16 protein-coding genes are annotated in these 19,650 nt (G+C 66.3%); 12 read left to right on the top strand and 4 right to left on the bottom strand.

Annotated features, from left to right (window positions below; genetic code table 11):
- Positions 1-3: 3 nt before the first annotated feature.
- Positions 4-942 carry a hypothetical protein gene (locus PSV00_RS04655; RefSeq protein ID WP_300445339.1) on the bottom strand — a complete coding sequence of 313 codons (939 nt, stop codon included), beginning with the start codon at positions 940-942 and terminating at the stop codon, positions 4-6.
- Positions 933-2,036: an ABC transporter ATP-binding protein gene (locus tag PSV00_RS04660; RefSeq protein ID WP_300445340.1), complete on the bottom strand. Its 1,104-nt coding sequence runs from the start codon at positions 2,034-2,036 to the stop codon at positions 933-935. The genes PSV00_RS04655 and PSV00_RS04660 overlap by 10 nt, the downstream gene beginning before the upstream one ends.
- Positions 2,037-2,284: 248 nt before the next feature.
- Between PSV00_RS04660 and PSV00_RS04665 the strand changes: the two genes are divergently transcribed.
- On the top strand, positions 2,285-3,445 hold the full coding sequence (locus tag PSV00_RS04665) for a cytochrome P450 (RefSeq protein ID WP_300445341.1): 1,161 nt from the start codon (positions 2,285-2,287) through the stop codon (positions 3,443-3,445).
- Positions 3,446-3,508: 63 nt separating this feature from the next.
- Here the strand turns inward: PSV00_RS04665 and PSV00_RS04670 are convergent, their stop codons facing one another.
- Positions 3,509-4,576 carry a hypothetical protein gene (locus tag PSV00_RS04670; protein ID WP_300445342.1) on the bottom strand — a complete coding sequence of 356 codons (1,068 nt, stop codon included), beginning with the start codon at positions 4,574-4,576 and terminating at the stop codon, positions 3,509-3,511.
- A gap of 198 nt (positions 4,577-4,774) precedes the next feature.
- On the opposite strand from PSV00_RS04670, the gene galE reads away from it, so the two are divergent.
- The 11 genes from galE to PSV00_RS04725 all read left to right on the top strand — a co-directional run bounded on the left by galE (position 4,775) and on the right by PSV00_RS04725 (position 18,272).
- Positions 4,775-5,761: a UDP-glucose 4-epimerase GalE gene (galE, locus tag PSV00_RS04675; RefSeq protein ID WP_300445343.1), complete on the top strand. Its 987-nt coding sequence runs from the start codon at positions 4,775-4,777 to the stop codon at positions 5,759-5,761.
- Between the two features lie 305 nt (positions 5,762-6,066).
- Positions 6,067-8,379 carry a TonB-dependent receptor gene (locus PSV00_RS04680; RefSeq protein WP_300445344.1) on the top strand — a complete coding sequence of 771 codons (2,313 nt, stop codon included), beginning with the start codon at positions 6,067-6,069 and terminating at the stop codon, positions 8,377-8,379.
- A 13-nt stretch (positions 8,380-8,392) separates the two neighbouring features.
- Positions 8,393-9,709 carry an MFS transporter gene (locus tag PSV00_RS04685; protein WP_300445345.1) on the top strand — a complete coding sequence of 439 codons (1,317 nt, stop codon included), beginning with the start codon at positions 8,393-8,395 and terminating at the stop codon, positions 9,707-9,709.
- Entirely contained in the window at positions 9,706-11,349 is a 1,644-nt protein-coding gene (locus tag PSV00_RS04690) for a carboxylesterase family protein (protein ID WP_300445346.1), read from the top strand. Before PSV00_RS04685 ends, PSV00_RS04690 begins: the two co-directional genes overlap by 4 nt.
- Positions 11,346-12,935, top strand: a complete 1,590-nt coding sequence (locus PSV00_RS04695) for an AMP-binding protein (protein WP_300445347.1) — start codon at positions 11,346-11,348, stop codon at positions 12,933-12,935. The genes PSV00_RS04690 and PSV00_RS04695 overlap by 4 nt, the downstream gene beginning before the upstream one ends.
- A gap of 100 nt (positions 12,936-13,035) precedes the next feature.
- On the top strand, positions 13,036-13,665 hold the full coding sequence (locus PSV00_RS04700; RefSeq protein ID WP_300445517.1) for a TetR/AcrR family transcriptional regulator: 630 nt from the start codon (positions 13,036-13,038) through the stop codon (positions 13,663-13,665).
- A 44-nt stretch (positions 13,666-13,709) separates the two neighbouring features.
- Entirely contained in the window at positions 13,710-14,600 is an 891-nt protein-coding gene (locus PSV00_RS04705) for an SDR family NAD(P)-dependent oxidoreductase (protein ID WP_300445348.1), read from the top strand.
- 25 nt (positions 14,601-14,625) lie between these two features.
- Positions 14,626-15,669: a serine hydrolase domain-containing protein gene (locus PSV00_RS04710; RefSeq protein WP_300445349.1), complete on the top strand. Its 1,044-nt coding sequence runs from the start codon at positions 14,626-14,628 to the stop codon at positions 15,667-15,669.
- 133 nt (positions 15,670-15,802) lie between these two features.
- A complete protein-coding gene (locus PSV00_RS04715; protein ID WP_300445350.1) occupies positions 15,803-16,093 on the top strand; it encodes a helix-turn-helix transcriptional regulator in 291 nt (96 codons plus the stop codon).
- A gap of 185 nt (positions 16,094-16,278) precedes the next feature.
- Positions 16,279-17,421: an autotransporter outer membrane beta-barrel domain-containing protein gene (locus PSV00_RS04720; protein WP_300445351.1), complete on the top strand. Its 1,143-nt coding sequence runs from the start codon at positions 16,279-16,281 to the stop codon at positions 17,419-17,421.
- Between the two features lie 140 nt (positions 17,422-17,561).
- A complete protein-coding gene (locus PSV00_RS04725) occupies positions 17,562-18,272 on the top strand; it encodes a Stf0 family sulfotransferase (protein ID WP_300445352.1) in 711 nt (236 codons plus the stop codon).
- A gap of 117 nt (positions 18,273-18,389) precedes the next feature.
- On the opposite strand, the gene PSV00_RS04730 is transcribed toward PSV00_RS04725, so the two are convergent.
- Positions 18,390-19,595: a CapA family protein gene (locus PSV00_RS04730; protein WP_300445353.1), complete on the bottom strand. Its 1,206-nt coding sequence runs from the start codon at positions 19,593-19,595 to the stop codon at positions 18,390-18,392.
- Positions 19,596-19,650: the final 55 nt, after the last annotated feature.

Genomic DNA, 19,650 nt, shown 5'->3' on the forward strand with positions numbered 1-19,650 from the left:
CGATCATTGGTCTGGCCTGCCGTCCGTCGGGGCGGGGCCGAAGAGATAGCGGTCCGCATAAGGGTGATAGAGCGGATCGGTTTTCAGTGTCCCGGCCAGGCCCCGGAACCGTTCCATGGCGGAATTCGGCAGGCAGTCGGGGGTCACCGGCTTAACCGGAAACAGCCGGTCCAGCCAACGGATCGGCACGGCGAGGCGGTTATGGAAGGCGCAGTTCACAAAGGCGGCGCGTACCCGGTGTCCGAGGTGCCGCCTGTGAATGAACCGCGCGAGCCGCGGGTACCAACGCAGTTCGATCCTGGAGAGCGACGGGTTCACCCGCCGTTGCGGAAACGGATGCCCGCCCACGCCCAGGACCTGTTCAAGCGCGGTTCGAAACGCGCCGGGGTCGTCGCACAGCAGCTCATAGGGAAGGACGGTGACCCGCCCGGCGAACGCCTCGCGGTAGAGGGCGATCAGCGCGTCGTAGTGGCAGCCCGGATCCCCATCGGTATCGAACAGATATTCAAGGTCATCATGCCCACCTGTCCGCACGTACTGCGAATAGGACGACATCATCAATCCCTTGAAGCCTCGCGTCACGATCAAGATGGACGCGTTTGGAAAGAGCGTCTTCAGGAGTTGGCACGCGTTTTCCTGACGCGCCGACATTTTCGCGCCCATGTCAGAGTAGTCGACATTGATACTGCCGGCGTCCTTGCGGGGCGCTGACAGACCTTCGCAGCTCGTCACCAGACAGCGCGGCTGTTTCAGATGTGTCGTTGTCCGAGTGAGGTCGTAGATATCCTGAAAGCCGCCGAGCCCCCCTTGCCGGAAGGTGATTTCGGGATGGTCGAGAAACCACTGTTGCAGGAGGCTGGAGCCGGCCTTCGCAAAGCCCACATGAATGACGTGCGGGACAGCCCCGGCCGGTGCCTGTTGACCTTGCGCAATCAATGCCATTCGACATCCAGTCTGATGAGTTGACGCCCCCAGTATTTGAGGTTGCCTATACGGTCGCTATCCGAGGCGACTTCGAAGGACGCCCCCCGTCCCGGGTTGCCGAATGTGGCTATGGGGAGAAGCGATCCGGTGTGCATCAGGGACAGGCAGATTTGATAGTGGCCCATCAGTAGGGGATGGCTGGTCAGGGTCGCATTCATGATCCCTGATCCGGCCTCGAGGCGGCGGGGCGTCTGGTCTATGGCCGATCCGATACAAACCGACTGGTCGTCGGTCCAGAGGCTGAACGAGCAAACGGCGTCCATGGCCTCGGTGCAGGTGTAGCTCATCCTGACCTCTGCGGCCTCGCCGGTCATCAGGGGGCGTCCCCCGGGGCCCGACAGCTGGAGACTGTCGATCCGGACCGGGCCGTCCTGCTGTCCGCCGGGTCCGCCCGAGACCGTTGTGGGGCGCTTCAGCATCTTGCCGACCGCGACAGCCACATCACCATCGAAGACCGCCTCGCCATGCTCGAGATAGATTGCGCGATCACACACCGCCTGGATTTGCTGCGCATTGTGCGAGACCAGCACCAGGGCACCGCCCTTGCGGACGAAATTCTTCATGTGGGAGAGGCATTTCTGCTGGAAGGCGATATCGCCGACCGCCAGGGCTTCATCGACCAGCAACAGGTCCGGCTGAAGGTTCGACGAGATCGAATAGGCCAGTCGCGCCTTCATACCGGAACTGTATGAAATCACGGGCGCATCCACAAATTCGTCCAGCTCGGAGAACTCGATCACCCTGGCGACAAGGTCGGCCGCATCGCGTCGGTCGAGCCGGTGCAGGGCGGCGGCCAGCTCGATGTTTTCGCGACCGGAAAGAACAGGGTCGAATCCGGCCCCCAGCTCGATGATGGCCTCGGCGCGGCCGGCATACCGAACCTCACCGGCGTCCGGCTTCAGCAGGCCGTGGATCAACCGCAGCAGCGTACTTTTCCCGGCCCCGTTGCGGCCGACCAGGGCGATGGCCTCTCCGGGGCTGAGCTCGAAGGAACAGTCCCTGACGGCCCAGAACTCCCCGGGGCGGAGCGTTGCCTTGGGGGGAAGGCTCATGATTTCCCGCGCAACGTCGTTGACGCCATAGCGGAGGGACCGCCGTCGGTCGGAGCAGTAGCGTTTGGAGAGATGCGAGACTGAAAGGGCCTTGCCGCTCATCCGAAATGCCACTGCGCATGTCCAGACGAGTTGCCGGAGCACCAGAACGGGCTATGTCTGTCGGTCATCACATCACGCTTGTCAGCTGCCAAGGATATGGCCTTGCCCGACCGATCATCAGGCCTACCGCCCAGAAGACTTGTATCGTGATCGGCCTAGCCCGCTTCACGGCCCGCCTCAAGCGGCTTGCCGTACGGGGAGGCAGCAAGCCCGGGGTCGATCCGGATTTTTCCGCAAATGCGGTGGATCTGGATTCCGACCGGGCCACGAACGATCCTGGTGCCGTCTATGAGGCGCTTCGCAAGGAGGGGGAGGTCGTCTACCTGCCCAGGAACCGGCTCTGGCTGGTACTCGGCCATGAGGAAACCCGGGCGGCACTCAGCCGGGCGGATATCTTCTCCAATGCGCCGTATCGAAAATTCGACCATGAACTTCTGGGAGCGGACCCGCCCGACCATGCCGCCGTTCGCCGTCTTCTGGCTCCATGTTTCGCCGCGCCTGTCGTCGAGCGGCTGACGCAGGCTGTTCAGGGTTTTGTCTCCGATCTGCCCCGCGGCCCCTTCGATCTGGTTTCCGGGCTGTCGCGGCCGTTTTCCGAACTTCTGGGCCGGGAGCTGCTGGGTCTGGATGGGGATCTGGTGGAAGCTATTCGGCGCGCTCAATCCCTGTCCCAGGCGGCCGCGAACCCGCTGGACGATTTCAATGCCCGACTGGATGAGTTGTCCGGGCATGCGGGAATCCTGCCCGCGCTCATCGCTCAGGGCGCAGGCGTTCTGGACCCGGACCGGGCCAGGCGGCTGGTCAGGTTCCTGTGGCTGGCATCGACCAATTCTTCCGAACGGTTGGCGACCTGGCTGGTTACGCGACTGCTCCAGGACACCGACCTTCTGGCCGAACTGGCGGCGGACCGGGCGCGCGTGCCTGCGTTCGTCGAAGAGGTGCTCCGGCTCCATCCGCCCGAGCATATATTCCTGCGACTGACGACGCAGGACACTGTTCTGGGCGGGCAGCGGATCCCTGGAGGCAGTCTTGTGCAACTGTCCGTAATGGCCGCGAACCGGGATCCGCGTGTGTTCGATTCGCCGGAGACGATCAGGCTGGACCGGTCCGGGAGCCGGCACATTTCATTCGGTCACGGCATCCACCACTGTATTGGTGCGGTGCTGTTGCGCACGGCCATTGTTCCGTTGGTGATGGGTTTGCTCGATCGTGCAGACGGGATGCGGGCGGCCGAAGACCTCGGTCAAATTCCCTATTCTGCGACACGCAGCGTTCGTGTTCCGGCCCGTTTGATGATGCATCTGTAACCTGCCCGGGCGCTGGAGCGCGGGCCTGTGGGACCCGGTGGCCCCGTGCTCCGGCGACGGCGATCAGGTTGCTCCGGAAATGGCCCGGTAACGGGCGATGGCTTCGAGGCAGAAGGCCGTCGTCAGACCATCCGAGCCCCAGTGGGGCGTGTCGGGAACGGGGTTGGCAAAGCCACCGCCCGGACGCCGGGCCCGCCCACCATGATACAGGGCCTGTCGCTGCCAGGTCCCGTCCTCGCCCTGGTCAGCCAGAAGGGTGTGGATCAGGTCGTGCGGCAGCAGGTCCCAGTCCAGCAAACTACAGGCGGTCAATGCGGTTTCGAAGGCGCTTTCGCCACCGGACAGGGCCGTCTCGGCCAGCCGCGCGGTCATCAGCGGACGCGCGTCAGGGGCGAGCTTTCGAAGCGCGCGGGATATGAAATAGCGGACGACGCACGGTGTATCGTACCAGCGGTCGCACTGCGCTTCGCGGCCTTCCTCAATGATGGTCTTGAGCCATGCCACGACAGGACGCACATGATCGCCTTCGCCGAGGTAGTGGATGACGTTGGCATTCACCACGGCGTCGACGTCATCCAGGCTGGCAGAGGTCGACTGGAAGAATTTCACATAGACCGGGATGTGTCTCAGTTGTGAGGCGGTCAGGGTCAGCCGGTCGTGACCCGTCCATCCGGTGCCCGGCACCAGCCAGGTCCTGAACCGCCCGTGGCGATCGCGGTTTCCGAGCAGGATTTCCCGGTTGGTGCCGGGGTCGTAGCCACCCCGACCGAGGGCGTCCGACGCACAGGCGGTATCATCGAGGTCCGGCGGAAGACTGGCGCTCAGCGGATTCCGGCGCGCCCAGTGCCGCCACAGGCCAAAGCGGTCCCGCTCGGACACAAGAAACGCCAGCGCACGTCCGCGCGGACCATCCGCTTCCGGTACATGACCGAGCGCTTGCGCCATGACCGCGGTCGGGAAAATCGACGGATCCAGGTTGCAGCCAAGTGTCAGGTCCGGGGCCAGGCTCGCGTATACGTCGAACTCGCCGTCAGCACGCTGGGACCCGGCCAGCCAGGCCACGCCGCGGGCGATGGCCCGGTCCAGATTGGACAGGACGGTCGGATCAGGTGAAGGGCGCGTGGCGTTCATTGGTCCTGTCATCGGCGCACGGCCGCTCGGCGGCAAGGGGGCATTCGAAGACGGTCATCCACTGGCGGTTTCCGGCAGGCAGGCCACGGTCTGTATCCGGCGATGTCCGAATGGCCCCCTGACCTGTATAGGCCTCCGGGCCAGCCTCAGGCTGCCGGACTCCGATGCCCTGTCGGCCGGGATCATGGAGTGAACCTCATGTCACAAAATGTCCTGGTCGCGGGGGGCGCGGGCTATGTGGGATCGCACGTATGCCTGGCACTGAAAGAAGCAGGATTCACGCCGGTCGTGTTCGACAACCTCTGCAACGGGCATGCGGAATTTGTGCAATGGGGGCCGCTCGAGATCGGCGATGTTCGTGATGCGGCGCGACTCGACGAGGTCATCACCTTGCACAGGCCGGTCGCGGTCATGCAGCTTGCCGCCCTGACCGAGATCGAGGACTCGGTCAGGGAGCCAGATCGGTTCCACGACAACAATGTTTCCGGGACGATCAAGCTGATTGAGGCCGCCGGCCGGGGGCGGGTCGAGGTCATGGTCTTTTCCTCCAGCTGCGCCATCTACGGTGACCCCGTCTACCTGCCGATGGACGAGGCTCATCCGCAGGTCCCGCCGAGCCCCTATGGCCGAACCAAGCTGATGGTGGAGCAGGCCCTGGCCGACTATTCGAACGATGCAGGATTTCGTTCGGTCAGCCTGCGCTATTTCAACGCCGCCGGCGCAGACGAGCTGGGCCGTATCGGCGAACGCCACCACCCCGAGACCCACGCCATTCCCCTGGCGCTGCAGGCGGCTCTGGGCCAGGGGGCGGGGTTCCGAATCTTCGGCGACGACTATGATACCCGCGACGGCTCGGCGGTCCGCGACTACGTTCATGTCACCGACCTGGCCGACGCCCATGTCCGGGCGCTGCACTATCTTCTGGCCGGTGGAGCCACCACCGCCTTCAACCTGGGCACCGGCACCGGGACGACGGTCAAGGAACTCATCGCCATCATCCGCAGCGCAACCCGACTGCCGCTGGAGGTGGAAGTCGCTTCCCGGCGTCCCGGCGACGCGCCCTGTCTCGTCGCCGATAACCTGCGGGCCCGGGACATCCTGGGCTGGAAGCCAGCCAGAAGCCTGGACGACATTGTCCGTTCGGCCTGGCGCTGGCACGCAGCGGAAGCACGCCTGCCGACCTGACGCGGGCGGATCGTCGACACATCGGCCTCGCCCCGGTCGACCGCGAACCGGGAACGGGGGAGGGGCCTCACACCGGTCGACCAAGCCCGGTCGGGGCTGTCCATCGTTGGTCATCGCCGCGCAGACTGTCCTGCTGGGCCGCGGTTCGGCGCTTGCGGCACCGGTCCCTACGGGACGTCTCCAGCGACGCACAAAGATGTTCGCGCTCGTGTGAGCGAGTGTTGACTCGCGTCGATTGTCGTGGCCCATTCCGATCAAGCTTCGACGCACATGATCGGAGTACGGGAGGGAAAACGATGAAAGCGATGCTATTCGCGTCTGCCTGCGCGGCTGCCATGTCGGGCCTCGTGCCTGCGGCCGCCCATGCCGCGACGCTGATCCAGGAAGACGGCCAGCCTGCGACCGCACCAGTGACCGGCCGGGAGCGTCAAGCGACGACCCTGCAAGAGGTGGTCGTGACGGCGACCCGTCGCTCGGAAAAACTGCAGGATGTTCCGCTCAGCATCACCACGCTGTCGCAGGAAGACCTGAACGAGCGCGGTATCGTCAACTATGACGGACTGGCCACGGCGACGCCGGGTGTGGTGCTGAACCGGGCGTCCGCCAATTTCAATAATTTCACCGCCCGCGGCATCGCCACCAACGGCTACGGGGCCAACCTGCAGAGCACGGTGGCCATCTATCTCGATGAACTGCCGATTTCGTCGAATGGCAATTCCACCATCCTCGACCCCAGCCTCTATGATGTCGAGCGGATCGAATTCCTGCGCGGCCCCCAGGGCACCCTGTTCGGTTCGGGCTCCCTGGCCGGTGCCTTGCGCATCCTGACCCACGACCCCGATCCGACGCGCTTTGATGCCTCGGTCCTGGTCGACATTGGTACGATGAGTGAGGGCGGTCTGCGCCAGCGCTACAATGCGATGGTCAATATCCCGCTGATCGACGACCAGCTGGCCCTGCGGATCGTCGGCTTCTCGCGCAATGAAGAGGGTTGGGTCGACAATGTCGGCACCGGGATCGAGAACTCGAACACCCTGATCCAGTACGGCGGCCGGGCGATCCTGCAGTGGGAGCCGACGGACCGGTTTTCCGCGCGCCTGCTGGTTTCCAGGGAGATCAGCAATCCGCACGACTCGTCGTTGACCAATCCGAATCGCGGCGAGTTCGTCCGGTTGACGGACCGGCCCGATCTCTTCCAGAGCGACATGACCAACTACAATGCGACGCTGGAATATCAGTTCGACGGCGCGCGCCTGACCAGTTCGACCACCCTGTCCGACTACACCGGTCTGTTCTACGTCGATCTGGCCGGCACCTATGCGCAGGCCTTTCCATTCGCGCTGGACGCCGATGCCTGGGACAAGACCTTCGTGCAGGAGGCGCGGCTGGTGTCCGATCCGGGCGGTCGCGTCGACTGGTCGATCGGCGGCTTCTACACCCGCAAGCGCCGCGACGTGGACTATGGCTACCGGTCCAGCGAGCAATTCCTTGCGGACCAGGGGTTCACAGGCCTGCCCGACGAATACTATCTGCGCTTCAATTCGCATTTCGTCAGCCACGAGATCGCCGCCTTTGGTCAACTGACCTATCGCTTCACCCCCGACCTGTGGGTGACGGGCGGCCTGCGCTACGGCAAGACCGACGCCCAGGGCTTTACCGAGCAGGGCGGCTACAACTCCGACTATCTGACACGGGCGTACTGGGCGACGATCCTGTCGGTTCCGTCGCCGGGTCCGCTTAATGTCACTGTGGTCGCTCCGGTCGCGAGTGAGGGCGTCAAGGCCAAGGAGGACGGACCCTCCTACCGGCTCAGCCTGTCCTGGCGTCCTGACCCCGCGATCACGACCTATGCGGCGGTATCGACCGGCTTCCGGCCACCGATCGTCAATGCGCGTGCCGGGGCCCCGCCGCCTCCCCTGTTTCCGACGGACATCGTCATTCCCTATGGGGCCACGTCCGACAATCTGGTGAACTATGAGGTCGGGGTGAAGGGCCGCTGGTTCGACGGGCGGCTCTATGCCGACGCCGCCCTGTACTGGATCGACTGGAGCGATATCCAGGTCCAGGCCAACCGCGTTTCGGACTCGGTCCAGTTCGCCACCAATATCGGCGGCGCGACGAGCAAGGGGCTTGAGGTCTCGGTTATCGCCATTCCCGTCGATGGCTGGACGGTGGCCCTGACCGGAGCTGTCAATGAGGCCAAGGTGGACGATCTGACGGCCCAGGAAGCGGCCATCTCGGGGGCCGTGCTCGACGCGCGGCTGGCCGGTCCGAAGGTCTCGGGCTCGCTGAGGGTCAACTATGAATGGCAACCCTGGTCCGGCGTGATGGCGAACGCCTCCGTGGCCGTCTCCCATGTGGGCGGTTACCCCAATGCCTTTCCGAACACCCCGGGCCGTCCGCTTGTGCCGCTGCCGACCTATGACGACGTTGAAGCCTATACCTTCGTCAATGCCAACCTCGCCTTCGCCTTCGACCAGGTCACGGTGGCGGCCTATATCGAGAACGTCTTCGACGACCATTCGGTGACCTATATCCACCCCGAGGCCTTCATCGATGCCCGCTACGGCCGCCTGCGGCCGCGGACCATCGGTGTCCGCGTCGGCTACGAGTACTGAGGTGGCAGGATCCTTGAAGACCACATCCCCGGGCGCGCCTGTCGCGCGCCCGGGCGGCCGGGCCTGGGCCGTTCTGGCGATCCTGTGTTTCGTCTATGTGCTCAACTTCCTGGACCGGCAGCTGCTGTCGATCCTGGCCAAGCCGATCCAGGATGAGCTGGGCGTCACCGACGGCCAGTTGGGCCTGATCACCGGGCTGTATTTCGCCCTGTTCTACTGCATCCTGGCCATCCCGATCGGCTGGCTGGCGGACCGCACCAATCGCGTGCGCATCCTGTCCATCGCCATCGCCCTGTGGAGCGCGGCGACCGCGGCCTGCGGCCTGTCGACCAACTATGCCCAGCTGGCGACCTCGCGCATGGCCGTCGGTGTGGGCGAGGCCGGGGGGGTGCCGCCATCCTATGCCATCATCTCGGACTATTTCCCGCCGGGCCTGCGCGGTCGGGCGCTGAGCCTGTTCAACTTCGGCCCGGCGATCGGCCAGGCCCTGGGCGTGGCCTTCGGGGCCTCGATCGCGGCGGCCTATTCCTGGCGCGACGCCTTCCTCTGGGTCGGTGTGATCGGGGTCGTCACGGCGCTCGGGGTCTGGCTCTTCGTGCGCGAGCCGAAGAAGGGCGGGCTGGATGTGCCGCTACAGAGCCATCCGCCCGCCGATGCCGCCCCGATTTCCGGTAGCGGCTTCTGGCCGACCTGCCGGATGTTTTTCTCCAACCCGATCCTGCGCGGCATGGCCTTCGCCTGCGGGGCCACCCAGTTCGTCACTTATGCCTTCCTCAATTTCGCGACCCTGTTCCTGATGCGCGAGAAGGGCATGCGGCTGGAAGAGGTCGCGGTCTGGTACGCCCTGCTGGTGGGTTTCGGCGTCAGTGCCGGGATGTTCGCGTCCGGCTGGCTGATCGATCGCTTCGTCCGTCGCTCCAAGACGGCCTATGCCTATCTTCCGGCCATCGGCCTGGCGATCGCGGCCCCCCTGTTCGCCGGCTTCGTCTGGGCCCCGAGCTGGCCGCTGGCCCTGGTGTTTCTCGCCCTGCCGATGGGTCTGAACTATTTCTACCTCTCGCCGGCGGTCACTCTGGTGCAGCAGGAGGTCCGGCCGGACCAGCGCGTGCTGAGCGGGGCCCTGCTGCTGTTGGTGATGAACCTGATCGGCCTGGGTCTGGGACCGACCTATCTGGGTGCCGCCAGCGACTTCTTCAGCGCCCGTCACCCCGACAATTCCCTGCAGATGGCCTTCTACACCCTGATCCCGTTCTACGGGGTGGCGATCGCCATGTTCCTCGGCCTGGCCGTGAAGATACGGCGTCAGGCCGTCAAGGAGGCGACACCATGATCCGATCCCCCCTGTGCGCGCTCGCGGCCCTGGCCGTCGTCGGCTGCGCCCATGTTCCGGCCGCCTCGGCCCAGCCGGTCGTCGACGCGCCGGCCGGGGCGGTCCGGGGGCAGGCGCTCGACGGCGTCAACGTCTTCAGGGGTATTCCCTATGCCCTGCCGCCGACCGGATGGCGGCGCTGGCGGCCGCCGGCGGTCATGCCTCACTGGCGGGAGACCCGGGATGCTACGGCCTTCGGCCCGGCCTGCCACCAGCTGACGGCGCGGGGAACGAGTATCTACGCGGCAGCCGAAGCCCCGCGAATGAGCGAGGACTGTCTTTCCCTGAACATCTGGACCCCGGCCAATGCGTCAGACGCGCCGGTCCTGGTGTGGATTCATGGTGGTGCCCTGACCAATGGTGCCAGCAGCGAGGCCATGTACGACGGGGCGAAACTGGCGGCGGAGGGGGTGATCGTCGTCTCGATCAATTATCGGCTGGGGGTGCTGGGCTATCTGGCCCACCCCGAACTCAGCAATGAATCCCGCAAACATGTGTCCGGCAACTACGGCCTGCTGGACCAGATCGAGGCGCTGCGCTGGATCGAGCGGAATATCGCCGCCTTCGGCGGTGATGCCGCCAACGTCACCATCGCCGGGGAATCCGCGGGGGCCTTGAGCGTCATGTATCTGATGGCCGCCCCCCAGGCCCGAGGCCTGTTCGACCGGGCGATCGTGCAGAGTGGCTATATGCTGTCGACGCCCGAGCTGCGGTCCAGCCGGTACGGCGACCCGCCCGCCGAGGGCGTCGGCGTCTGGCTGCAGGCGCAATTGGGTCAGAGCAATCTTGCGGGTCTTCGCGCGATGGATGCCCAGACGTTGACGGAGCGGGCCATCCAGACCGGATACATGCCCTGGGGCACCATCGACGGCGAGGTCCTGCCCGAGCAGCTGGTCGAGATTTTCGATCTTGGCCAGCAGGCCCCGGTCCCGCTGCTGGTCGGGTTCAACGAGGGGGAAATCCGCTCGCTGCGAGCGCTGGCCCCGCCAGCCCCGGCGGATGCGACCGTCTATGAGCAGGCGATCCGCGAGCGCTACGGGGACCTCGCCGACGCCTTCCTGGCCGTCTATCCGTCGAGCGATGTCGCCGAGAGCGTTCTGGAGGCCCCGCGCGACGCCCTTTACGGCTGGACCGCCGAGCGGATGGCGCGCCGCCAGACCGCGCTCGGGCAGCCGGCCTTCCTCTATCTGTTCGATCATGGCTATCCGGCCGCCGACGAGGCCGATCTCCATGCCTTCCACGCCTCCGAAATTCCCTATGTGTTTGGCACCCGGGACCGGACCCCGCCGCGCTGGCCGGCCATCCCGGACACGGCGACCGAAAACGGGCTGTCCGACGTCATACGGGCCTACTGGACCAGCTTTGCCCGATCCGGAACGCCGCGTGCACCGGGCCAGGCCGAGTGGCCAGCCTATGGCCTGAACCGCGCCTATATGGCGTTCGAAGAGGGGCCCGTCGCCGGCGAGCGGCTGATGCCGGGCATGTACGACCTGCGTGAGACCGAGGTCTGCCGCCGCCGCGTGACCGGGGGAACACCCTGGAACTGGGCCGTCGGGATTGTTGCCGCCCCCGTTCCCCCTGCAGCCGCAGCGTGCCGATGATCGACGGGAAGATCCAGCCCTATGCGCTGACTCTCGACAAGTTTCTGGACCACGCGGCTAAATGGAGTCCGGACGTTGAGGTTGTGACTGCGCGCGACACCGGTCGTTCGGACCGGATTGGCTATGCCGGGCTGCGGACGCGCAGTCTGAAAATTTCGCATGTCCTGTCCGGCCTTGGTGTGGCGACGGGTGATCGCGTGGCCACGCTGGCCTGGAACAGCCAGTCCCACGTTGAGGCCTGGTACGGCATCATGGGTCTGGGGGCAGTCTGTCTGACGCTTAACCCCCGGCTGACCGAGGCCCAGCTTGCGGCCATGGTGATCCAGTCGGAGGCGCGCATCCTGATCGCCAGCGCTGACCTGGCCCCGCTGGCTCAGCGTGTCGCGAGCCGTGTGTCCGCCATCGGTCGGGTCCTGCTTGTCGATGTAACGGACGCGCCCGCGAAGGCGGGCGGCAAGCCCGCCGTCGAAGCGCTCGAGCCGCTGCTGGCTGATGCGCCGACGGACGCGATCTGGGGCCGGTTCGCGGAAACAGCCGCCTCCGGCCTGTGTTTCACATCGGGCACCACCGGGGCCCCCAAGGGGGTCACCTACACCCACCGGTCCAGCTATCTGCACACCCTGCGTCTGCTTCAGGCCGACGTGATGCGGATATCCTCGACCGATACGATTCTGGCCGCGGTTCCCATGTTCCATGCCAATGCCTGGGGCTTGCCGTTTGCGGCGGCGGCGGCAGGCGCGCGGCTGGTACTGCCGGGGCGTCATCTGGACGGGGCCAGTCTTGCGACCCTGATCAACACGGAGGCCGTGACGATCGCGGTGGGGATCGGGACTGTCTGGCTGGGCGTGGTTGAGCACCTTGAAACCCATGGCGGCGAGACGCCGTCGCTGGAGCGGATTGTCGTCGGGGGCGCGCCCCTGGCCCCCGCGCTGATGGAACGGATCGAAAGGCGGCTGGGCGTCATCGTCCAGACCAGCTGGGGGATGACCGAGCTTTCGCCGCTGGGCACCTGTGCCCCGCCTGCTGATCCGGGTCGGTCGGCCCAGATGTCCGGGCGGCCCGCGATCGGCGTCGATCTCCAGCTGGCCGATGCGGCCGGGCAGGCCCTGCCCGAGCAGCGCGGGGTTGAGGGGCATCTCCATGTGCGGGGGTCTGCGGTCATCGACCGCTATTTCGGCGATCCGGAGCCGGCGACGAATGCGGACGGCTGGTTCAATACCGGCGATCTTGCGCGAATTGATGCGGACGGCAATCTGATCATCACCGGGCGCGCCAAGGACCTGATCAAGTCTGGTGGCGAATGGATCAACCCGGCCGAAATCGAGGCCGTGATCAGCGCCCATCCCTCGGTTTCGCTGGCCGCGGTGATCGGACGGCTGGATCCGAAATGGGGCGAGCGCCCGATCCTCGTGGTACAGTTTTGTGCAGGGCAAAGCGTCAGTGATGACGACCTTCTGTCCGCATTGCGCGGCCGGGTCGCGCCATGGTGGATACCCGATGCCATTATCCGGCTGGACCCAATTCCCCTCGCCCCTACGGGCAAAATCGACAAGATGCGTTTGAGAGTTGACTATGGCGGTTGCTAAGAAAAAATCCGAAGGTTCCCCGGCCGAGACACGGGGAGAAGCGGCCGTGGTCGCCAAGCCGCGTCGACGCCGGACCAAGGTCGAACAACGCGCCGACAAGATGGAGCAGATTCTCGACGCGGCCGAGTATCTGTTCTCGCAACACGGCCTGTACGGGGTGACGCTGAAGGACGTGGCGCAGCGCGTCGGCGTGCACCACACCCTGCTCAACTACTATTTCACCGACAAGAAGAAGCTGTTCGACGCCGTGATCGGCCGGCGCGCCGAAGTGACGGTCGAGTTGCGGATGGCCGCCCTGGACCGCTATGACGCGGAGACCCGGGGCAGGCCGACCGTGGAGGGGGCCTTGCGCGCCTTTCTCGACACCGACCTCGATCTCTACAGCCAGGGCGGCGAAAACTGGAAGAATTACGGGGCGTTGGGCGCGCAGGTTTCGAACACCACCTATGGCGCGGAACTGATGGACCTGCATTTCGATCCGGTGGTCCTGCGGCTGATCGATATCCTGAAGAAGGCGCTGCCCGGCTGTGCCGAGGAAGACATCTTCTGGGGCTACCATTTCGTCACCGGGGCCCTGATGCTGACGCTGGCCCGCACCGGACGGATCAACCGCCTGTCCGGCGGCCTGTGCGATTCCGACGATTTCATCGCCGTGAAGGACCGGATGGCCCGCTTCATGGCGGCCGGCTTCCTGACCATCTGCAAGACCCCTGCGGGCAGCGCGCCCTAGCGCGGCCGCGGCGGTTCCATCCATCGAAAAAACGGAGTGCACCGATGACGCTTGAAGGGCGGATTGCGATCGTGACGGGCTCGGGCGGCGGACTGGGTCGCCAGCATGCCCTCTATCTGGCCCGCAAGGGCGCGCGTGTCGTGGTCAACGACCTGGATCAGCGGGCGGCCGACAGCGTCGCCGCCGAGATCGGAAATGCAGGCGGGGAGGCGATCGCCATTGCGGCGTCGGTCACCGACGAGGCCTCGGTCCGGACCATGGTCGAGCGCACCCTGGAGGAATGGGGCCGTGTCGACATCCTGGTCAACAATGCCGGCATCCTGCGCGACAGGAGCTTCGCCAAGATGGACATGTCGGACTTCCGCCTGGTGATGGACGTGCACCTGATGGGCGCAGCCATCTGCAGCAAGGCGGTCTGGGACATCATGCGGCAACAGGGTTTCGGCCGCATCGTGATGACGACCTCCTCGTCCGGCCTGTACGGTAATTTCGGTCAGGCCAACTACGGTGCGGCCAAGATGGCCCTCGTCGGCCTGATGCAGACCCTGGCCATCGAGGGCGAAAAATACGGGGTGCGCGTCAACTGCCTGGCCCCGACCGCGGCCACCGGCATGACCGAGGGGGTCCTGTCGGGCGAACAACTGGCGCAGCTGGATCCGGCCCTGGTCAGTCCGGCCCTGCTGGCCCTCGTCGCTGAGGATGCGCCGACACGGGCGATCGTCTGCGCGGGAGCCGGCCATTTTGCCCGCGCCTTCGTCGCCCTGACGCCCGGCCAGTATGTGGGCGGCGGCCCGGATGCGGGTGAGCAGGTGATCGCGCGGTGGGAGGCGATCTCCGACCCGGCCGGCGCGATCGTGCCGGAGTACGGCTTCATGCAGGCCGAACGTGAAGTGGCCAGCGCCAGGGCGAACGAGCGGACGTTGACCGAGGCCTGATCGCGGGTCCGGCGGAGAAATGGCGATGACGCTAAACACTCTATCCCGTCGCGGCACGCTGCTGGGGGGCGGTGCCCTGGTTCTGGGCGGCTGCGCCCCGGGTCCCGCCGCAGCGGCCGCAGCCGACGGCGGACCGGACCCGCTGCAGGCCGCGCTGGACCCGGCGATGCGCGACGGCAGCACCAGCCTGCTGGTCATGCAGTCCGGCCGGATCCTGGCGGAAAGATACGCCTCCGGCTGGAGCGCCGGTCGCCCACGCGAACTGGCTTCCGTCGCCAAGAGTATCGTCGCTGTCCTGATCGGTATGGCGATCGAGGACGGATTCATCGACGGGCTGGACCAGTCTGCCTCTGAATTCATTCCGCAATGGCGGGATGACGCCCGCCGGGCCATCACCCTGCGCCACCTGATGAGCATGACGTCCGGTCTGGATGATACCGGCCTGGCCCTGCGCGGCGTCTCCGGTAACCAGTTGGCGATCAATGCCGCGGCCCCGCTCATGGCACCACCGGGAACGCGGTGGGCCTACAATACGGCGGCCTATCATCTGCTCTTTCATGTCCTCGCCGCGGCAACCGGGGAAGGTGTCGAGGCCTATGCGGACCGGCGACTGCTCGGGCCTCTGGGCATGGCGCACACGCGCTGGGTCACCAACACCGGCTACGGTGTCGACGGTCCGGTGACGAACTACTACAGCGCCGCCTCGACCGCGCGCGACCTGGCCCGGTTCGGGACCCTGGTCCTGAATGGTGGCCACCATCAGGGACGGCCGCTGGTCAGGGCCGGTTTCCTTCAGGCCCTGACCACGCCGTCCCAGACCCTGAACCCGTCCTACGGCCTGCTCTGGTGGTGCAATGCGGCACCCGGTCGCGACGCCACCGGCACGGTCGCCGGCTATCGCTTCCCGCGTTCGCCGAGAGATACGGTGGCGGCTCTCGGAGCCGGAGGTCAGGCCGTGCTGCTCGTTCCGGCGGCCGGGCTGGTGGTCATTCGCCAGGGCAATCCGCCCTCCGACCCCGGGCTGTTCGACGATCTTCTGTCGTCGGTCCTCGCGACCCTGCACGTGTGATGACCCCGCTCCCGGCCTGTCAGCGCCTGGCCGGCTATCGGGAACCTGTCTGCAGTCGTCCGGCACGGATGCGCTGAGCATTGACCGACCGGCCTTTGGCGCGCCGGGCACACGCTGAGGGCGCGGGCGATCCTTGAAATTGATCAACGGCTCGGCCTGGGGCGGGTGCCGGCCGGAGAACTCGGCCGGGTTCCGGGGGGGGGCGGCCGATGATCTGGGCCTTGCGTTCCGGCCGGACGGCGGACTGAAGGCCTATCTGCTGCAGCGGCGGCTTGAGGGCGTTCGGGCCGCCCTGACCGGGCTGGCTCCCGCCGAGCCGATCGGCAATATCGCCCACCGTCTGGGGTTCAGCGATGCGGCGCATCTGAGCCGGGCGTTCCGCCGTCGGTTCGGTCTCACGCCCAGTGCCTATCGCCGACTGTAGGACGTCGGCGTGACGGAAGATCCCGGCGGCTTCTGACCTGTAACCTTAACCATATCCGACCGTAGACGTTCAATTTTCTCATCCCCCACGTTCAAGTCGCCCGTGCTGAACCGTGTTATCGACGCGGTCCGGCAACCTTAACGGCTCCTTAACCGGTCGCCGATTGCGGGGTTTTTGAGCGTCGGATGGTAGGAACCCAGCTCGGCAATTTCGGGTGCCGACTGGAGCAGCTGCATCGCGGCAGCGAAGGCCAGGCCGGGGCGTCAATGAACCTGACCCTGGACGGCAGCGCCTTCATGCCGCTGGACGAAGGCCGCCAGTCGCTGGGCGAACTGGGCCAGATCCTGGGTCGCGACGCCGGTGATCAGGGCAACCTGGCGGACCGGGAGCAACTGAACCGGATGGTGTGGGGCGATCAGACCGGGACCACGGACGGACTCCCGAACGACCGTCTGAACGCCGGACCCCAGGCCGGGGCCGACAGCGCCGCCCCCTCGGGGCCGCGTATCTGGAACGGTGGGGCGATCAGCCTGGGCGAACGCGACGCCACGACGCAGACCGCGAAGATGGCGATCACCACATCGGGGATCAGCGTCGGCGTCGACATGAGTCTGGCCGACAACCTCGGCGTCGGCGTCGGCTTTGGCCAGGAGAAGACGGACGTCGGCACGGACAGCTCGCGGATGGAGGCGGCCAGTCGGATGGCCGTCGCCTACGGCAGCTGGCGGCCCTCTGACGACGTGTTTATCGACGGCATCCTCGGCTACGGCGACCTGGGTTTTGACATGCGTCGCCGGACCCCGGTGAACTCCAGCCTGGTGTTCGGCCGGCGGGACGGTTCCGCGGTTTTCGGCTCGCTGTCGGCGGGTGTGGACCGGGTTGCCGGACCGTCGCGCTGGATCAGCTACGGCCGGGTCGAGGTGCTGAACGCGGACCTTGATGCCTATGTCGAGACGGGATCGCCGCTCTGGGCCCTCAGCTATGAGGCGCGTAGCGTGGAGTCTCTGCAAGCGGCCCTGGGCCTGCGGTATGAGCGCGAGATTCTGCGCGGTCAGGACCGCTGGACACCGGGCATCCGGGTGGAGTGGACCCATGAGTTCGGTGACGCCGGGGCCCAGGTCCTGCGCTACGCCGACTGGCTCGACTGGCTCGACGGGCCCGGCTACGCCATCGGCCAGGAAGGCTGGGAACGTTCCCGGTTCAACCTCGGCCTCAGCCTCGGCTGGCGCGCCGGAGACGGCTGGATCTGGACCGGCGAATACGATGGGGCCTTCAGCAATGGCGAGTTCATGAACGGCTTGAGGATCAAGGGGGCCAGGGCGTTCTGATCCAACCCGGGGCGTGGCGGTCTTCGAACCACCGGCCCCGGTCTCCTGACTCCGCGCAAGCGCGTCCGGAGGCCGGGGTCCGGACGTCGTAAACCAGACAACCCTCTGGCAAACCGGCCTGAAACAGCGTCTATTCGGGGATGGATGTTCGAGGCTATGCCATCTGCACGACCCCGCGCAGCGGAAGTAATTTCCTGTGCCAGATTCTCGCGGCCACTGGCGTGATGGGGCGACCGTTGGAATGGTTCAACGGTCCTGGACGCCGGGCGATCGATCACCCTGACTATCCCGACGACGCCGAGCTTCAGCTGTCGGCGATCCGCGATCTCGGGGCGACCGGCAATGGCGTCTATGGGCTGAAGCTTTTTCCCGAACAGTTCGCTGCCGTCGAGCACCTGCGCTGGGTCGAGCGCCTGCCGGGGCTGTGTTTTGTCCATCTGCGTCGCGAGGACATGCTGGGTTCCGCCCTGTCCTGGGCCCGGGCGATCCAGACCGGCCAGTACCGTTCAACCGCGCCGCGTTATGCCGAGTCCGTTTATGATGCCGCCCTTATCGCCCGTTGCCTCGGCGATCTGGCGCGCAATGAGGCCCGCTGGCGTCTGTGGTTCGCACAGAACGGACTGCGCCCCCTGGTGCTCGACTATGCCCGGGTGATAGCGGATCCGTTGGCGGCGGTTCAGGCCGTCGCCGACCTGCTCGGGCTCGACCGGCCCGTCACGCTCGGCCCCGGCGGCGTCGATCTTCGCATTCAGGCCGATGCCGAAACCGACATATGGCGTCGCCGGTTTGTCGAAGAGCGACGAACCATGGAGGCGATCACCCCGACATATTCGGTCATCATCGACCCGTAGTTCGCCGCGCCGACCCGGTCCTTATGGCAAAGGTTTCCTGCCGCTCGCCGTCGGATGCTGCCGGTCCAAGGGCAAGGTGGTGTTTGGGCGGCGGTGTTCTGGTTCCAGCGGGGTGCGCTACGCGCTGCTGGCCGACCGGGCTCCAGAATCATGGGTGTCACGGCCCGGATTTTGGCGCGGCCGGTCCCGGCGAGCGGCCAGGTTCGGACCGGCAGGGCCTGGCGGAGTCAGCCTGCCTTCGGTGTCAGTGCCGAGGTCGAGGCTGACGCCCAGGGCGCGGCTGCCGGCGGTCAGACGCCCGAGGATGGCCCGCCTCTCGGCTGGCTCCGCCAGTCGGGGGAGGCCGCGTGTGGCCATGTCGTTGACACCCGCCAGTCCGACCTCGTTGAGGGTCAACGGCACCAGACGAGCTGCCACGAACCGGTCTTCGACAAAGGTGCAATCGACGATCATCCCCTCCCAGGACGCAGGCCCGTAGGCCCCGACCGGCTTCTCGGTCTGGAAAGCGAAATTCCCCAGGCCGTAGAAAATCGGCGCGCCGTGATGGAATTCGATGCCCTGCAGAACCGGAACCCCGTGACCGGCGAAGGCCGAGGCCCCGGCCTCGATACAACGCCGGGCAAGGTCACGCTGCCAGCCCGGCACATCGGCGGGATTCGGCTCCCAGTCATGGTTGTGCTGGCAGGCGAGAACCACGTTCGAGTCACGCCGGGCTGCGGTGATGGCGTCCAGAATACGGGCGAGGTCCTCGGCGTGCGGTTCGCCGGACAGGTCCCGCCGCAGCTCATTGACGCCGGGCCGGCTGGCGGTTGCCGCGCCGCCCGGGCGGATCTTGCCGGTGGCGAAGGCGATCAGGGCGACGGTTCCGGCCGGAGTGGCGAGCCGGGCCGGGGCCGAGGCGGCGGCCAGATCGTCACCGCTGCCGGCCGGGATCAGCCCGGACCGGCGGATCGCGCCCAGGGTATCGACAATCCCGCCCGTGCCGAGGTCAAACGCGTGGTTGTTGGCCGTCGCCAGCAGGTTGATGTGAACTGACATCAGCGCGTCCAGCACCGCCGGGTCCGCCGTATGCAGGGTCAGGGCCTCGCGGGTCGGCGCGCCGGCATTGGGTCCCTGAATCACCGTCTCGAGATTGGTGAAGACGACATCGGCCTGGGCCAGTCGCGCGGCGATTGCCCGACGGCCCGGCCATTCGCGCCCGGCCGGGGTATGTTCGATCAGGGCCTGCCCCAGAAGGCTGACGCGCAACGGCCGGGTGACCTGAAGGCGCGGCCCGGTACAGCCGGTCGCTGTCAGGGCCGCCAGGAAGGTACGTCTGTGCATGGCGCCGCTCCGTGGAGGGAAACCATAAGCTCAGGACCGAACACGGCGGTAGCTT

Source organism: Brevundimonas sp., from assembly GCF_029945885.1.
Classification (GTDB): domain Bacteria; phylum Pseudomonadota; class Alphaproteobacteria; order Caulobacterales; family Caulobacteraceae; genus Brevundimonas.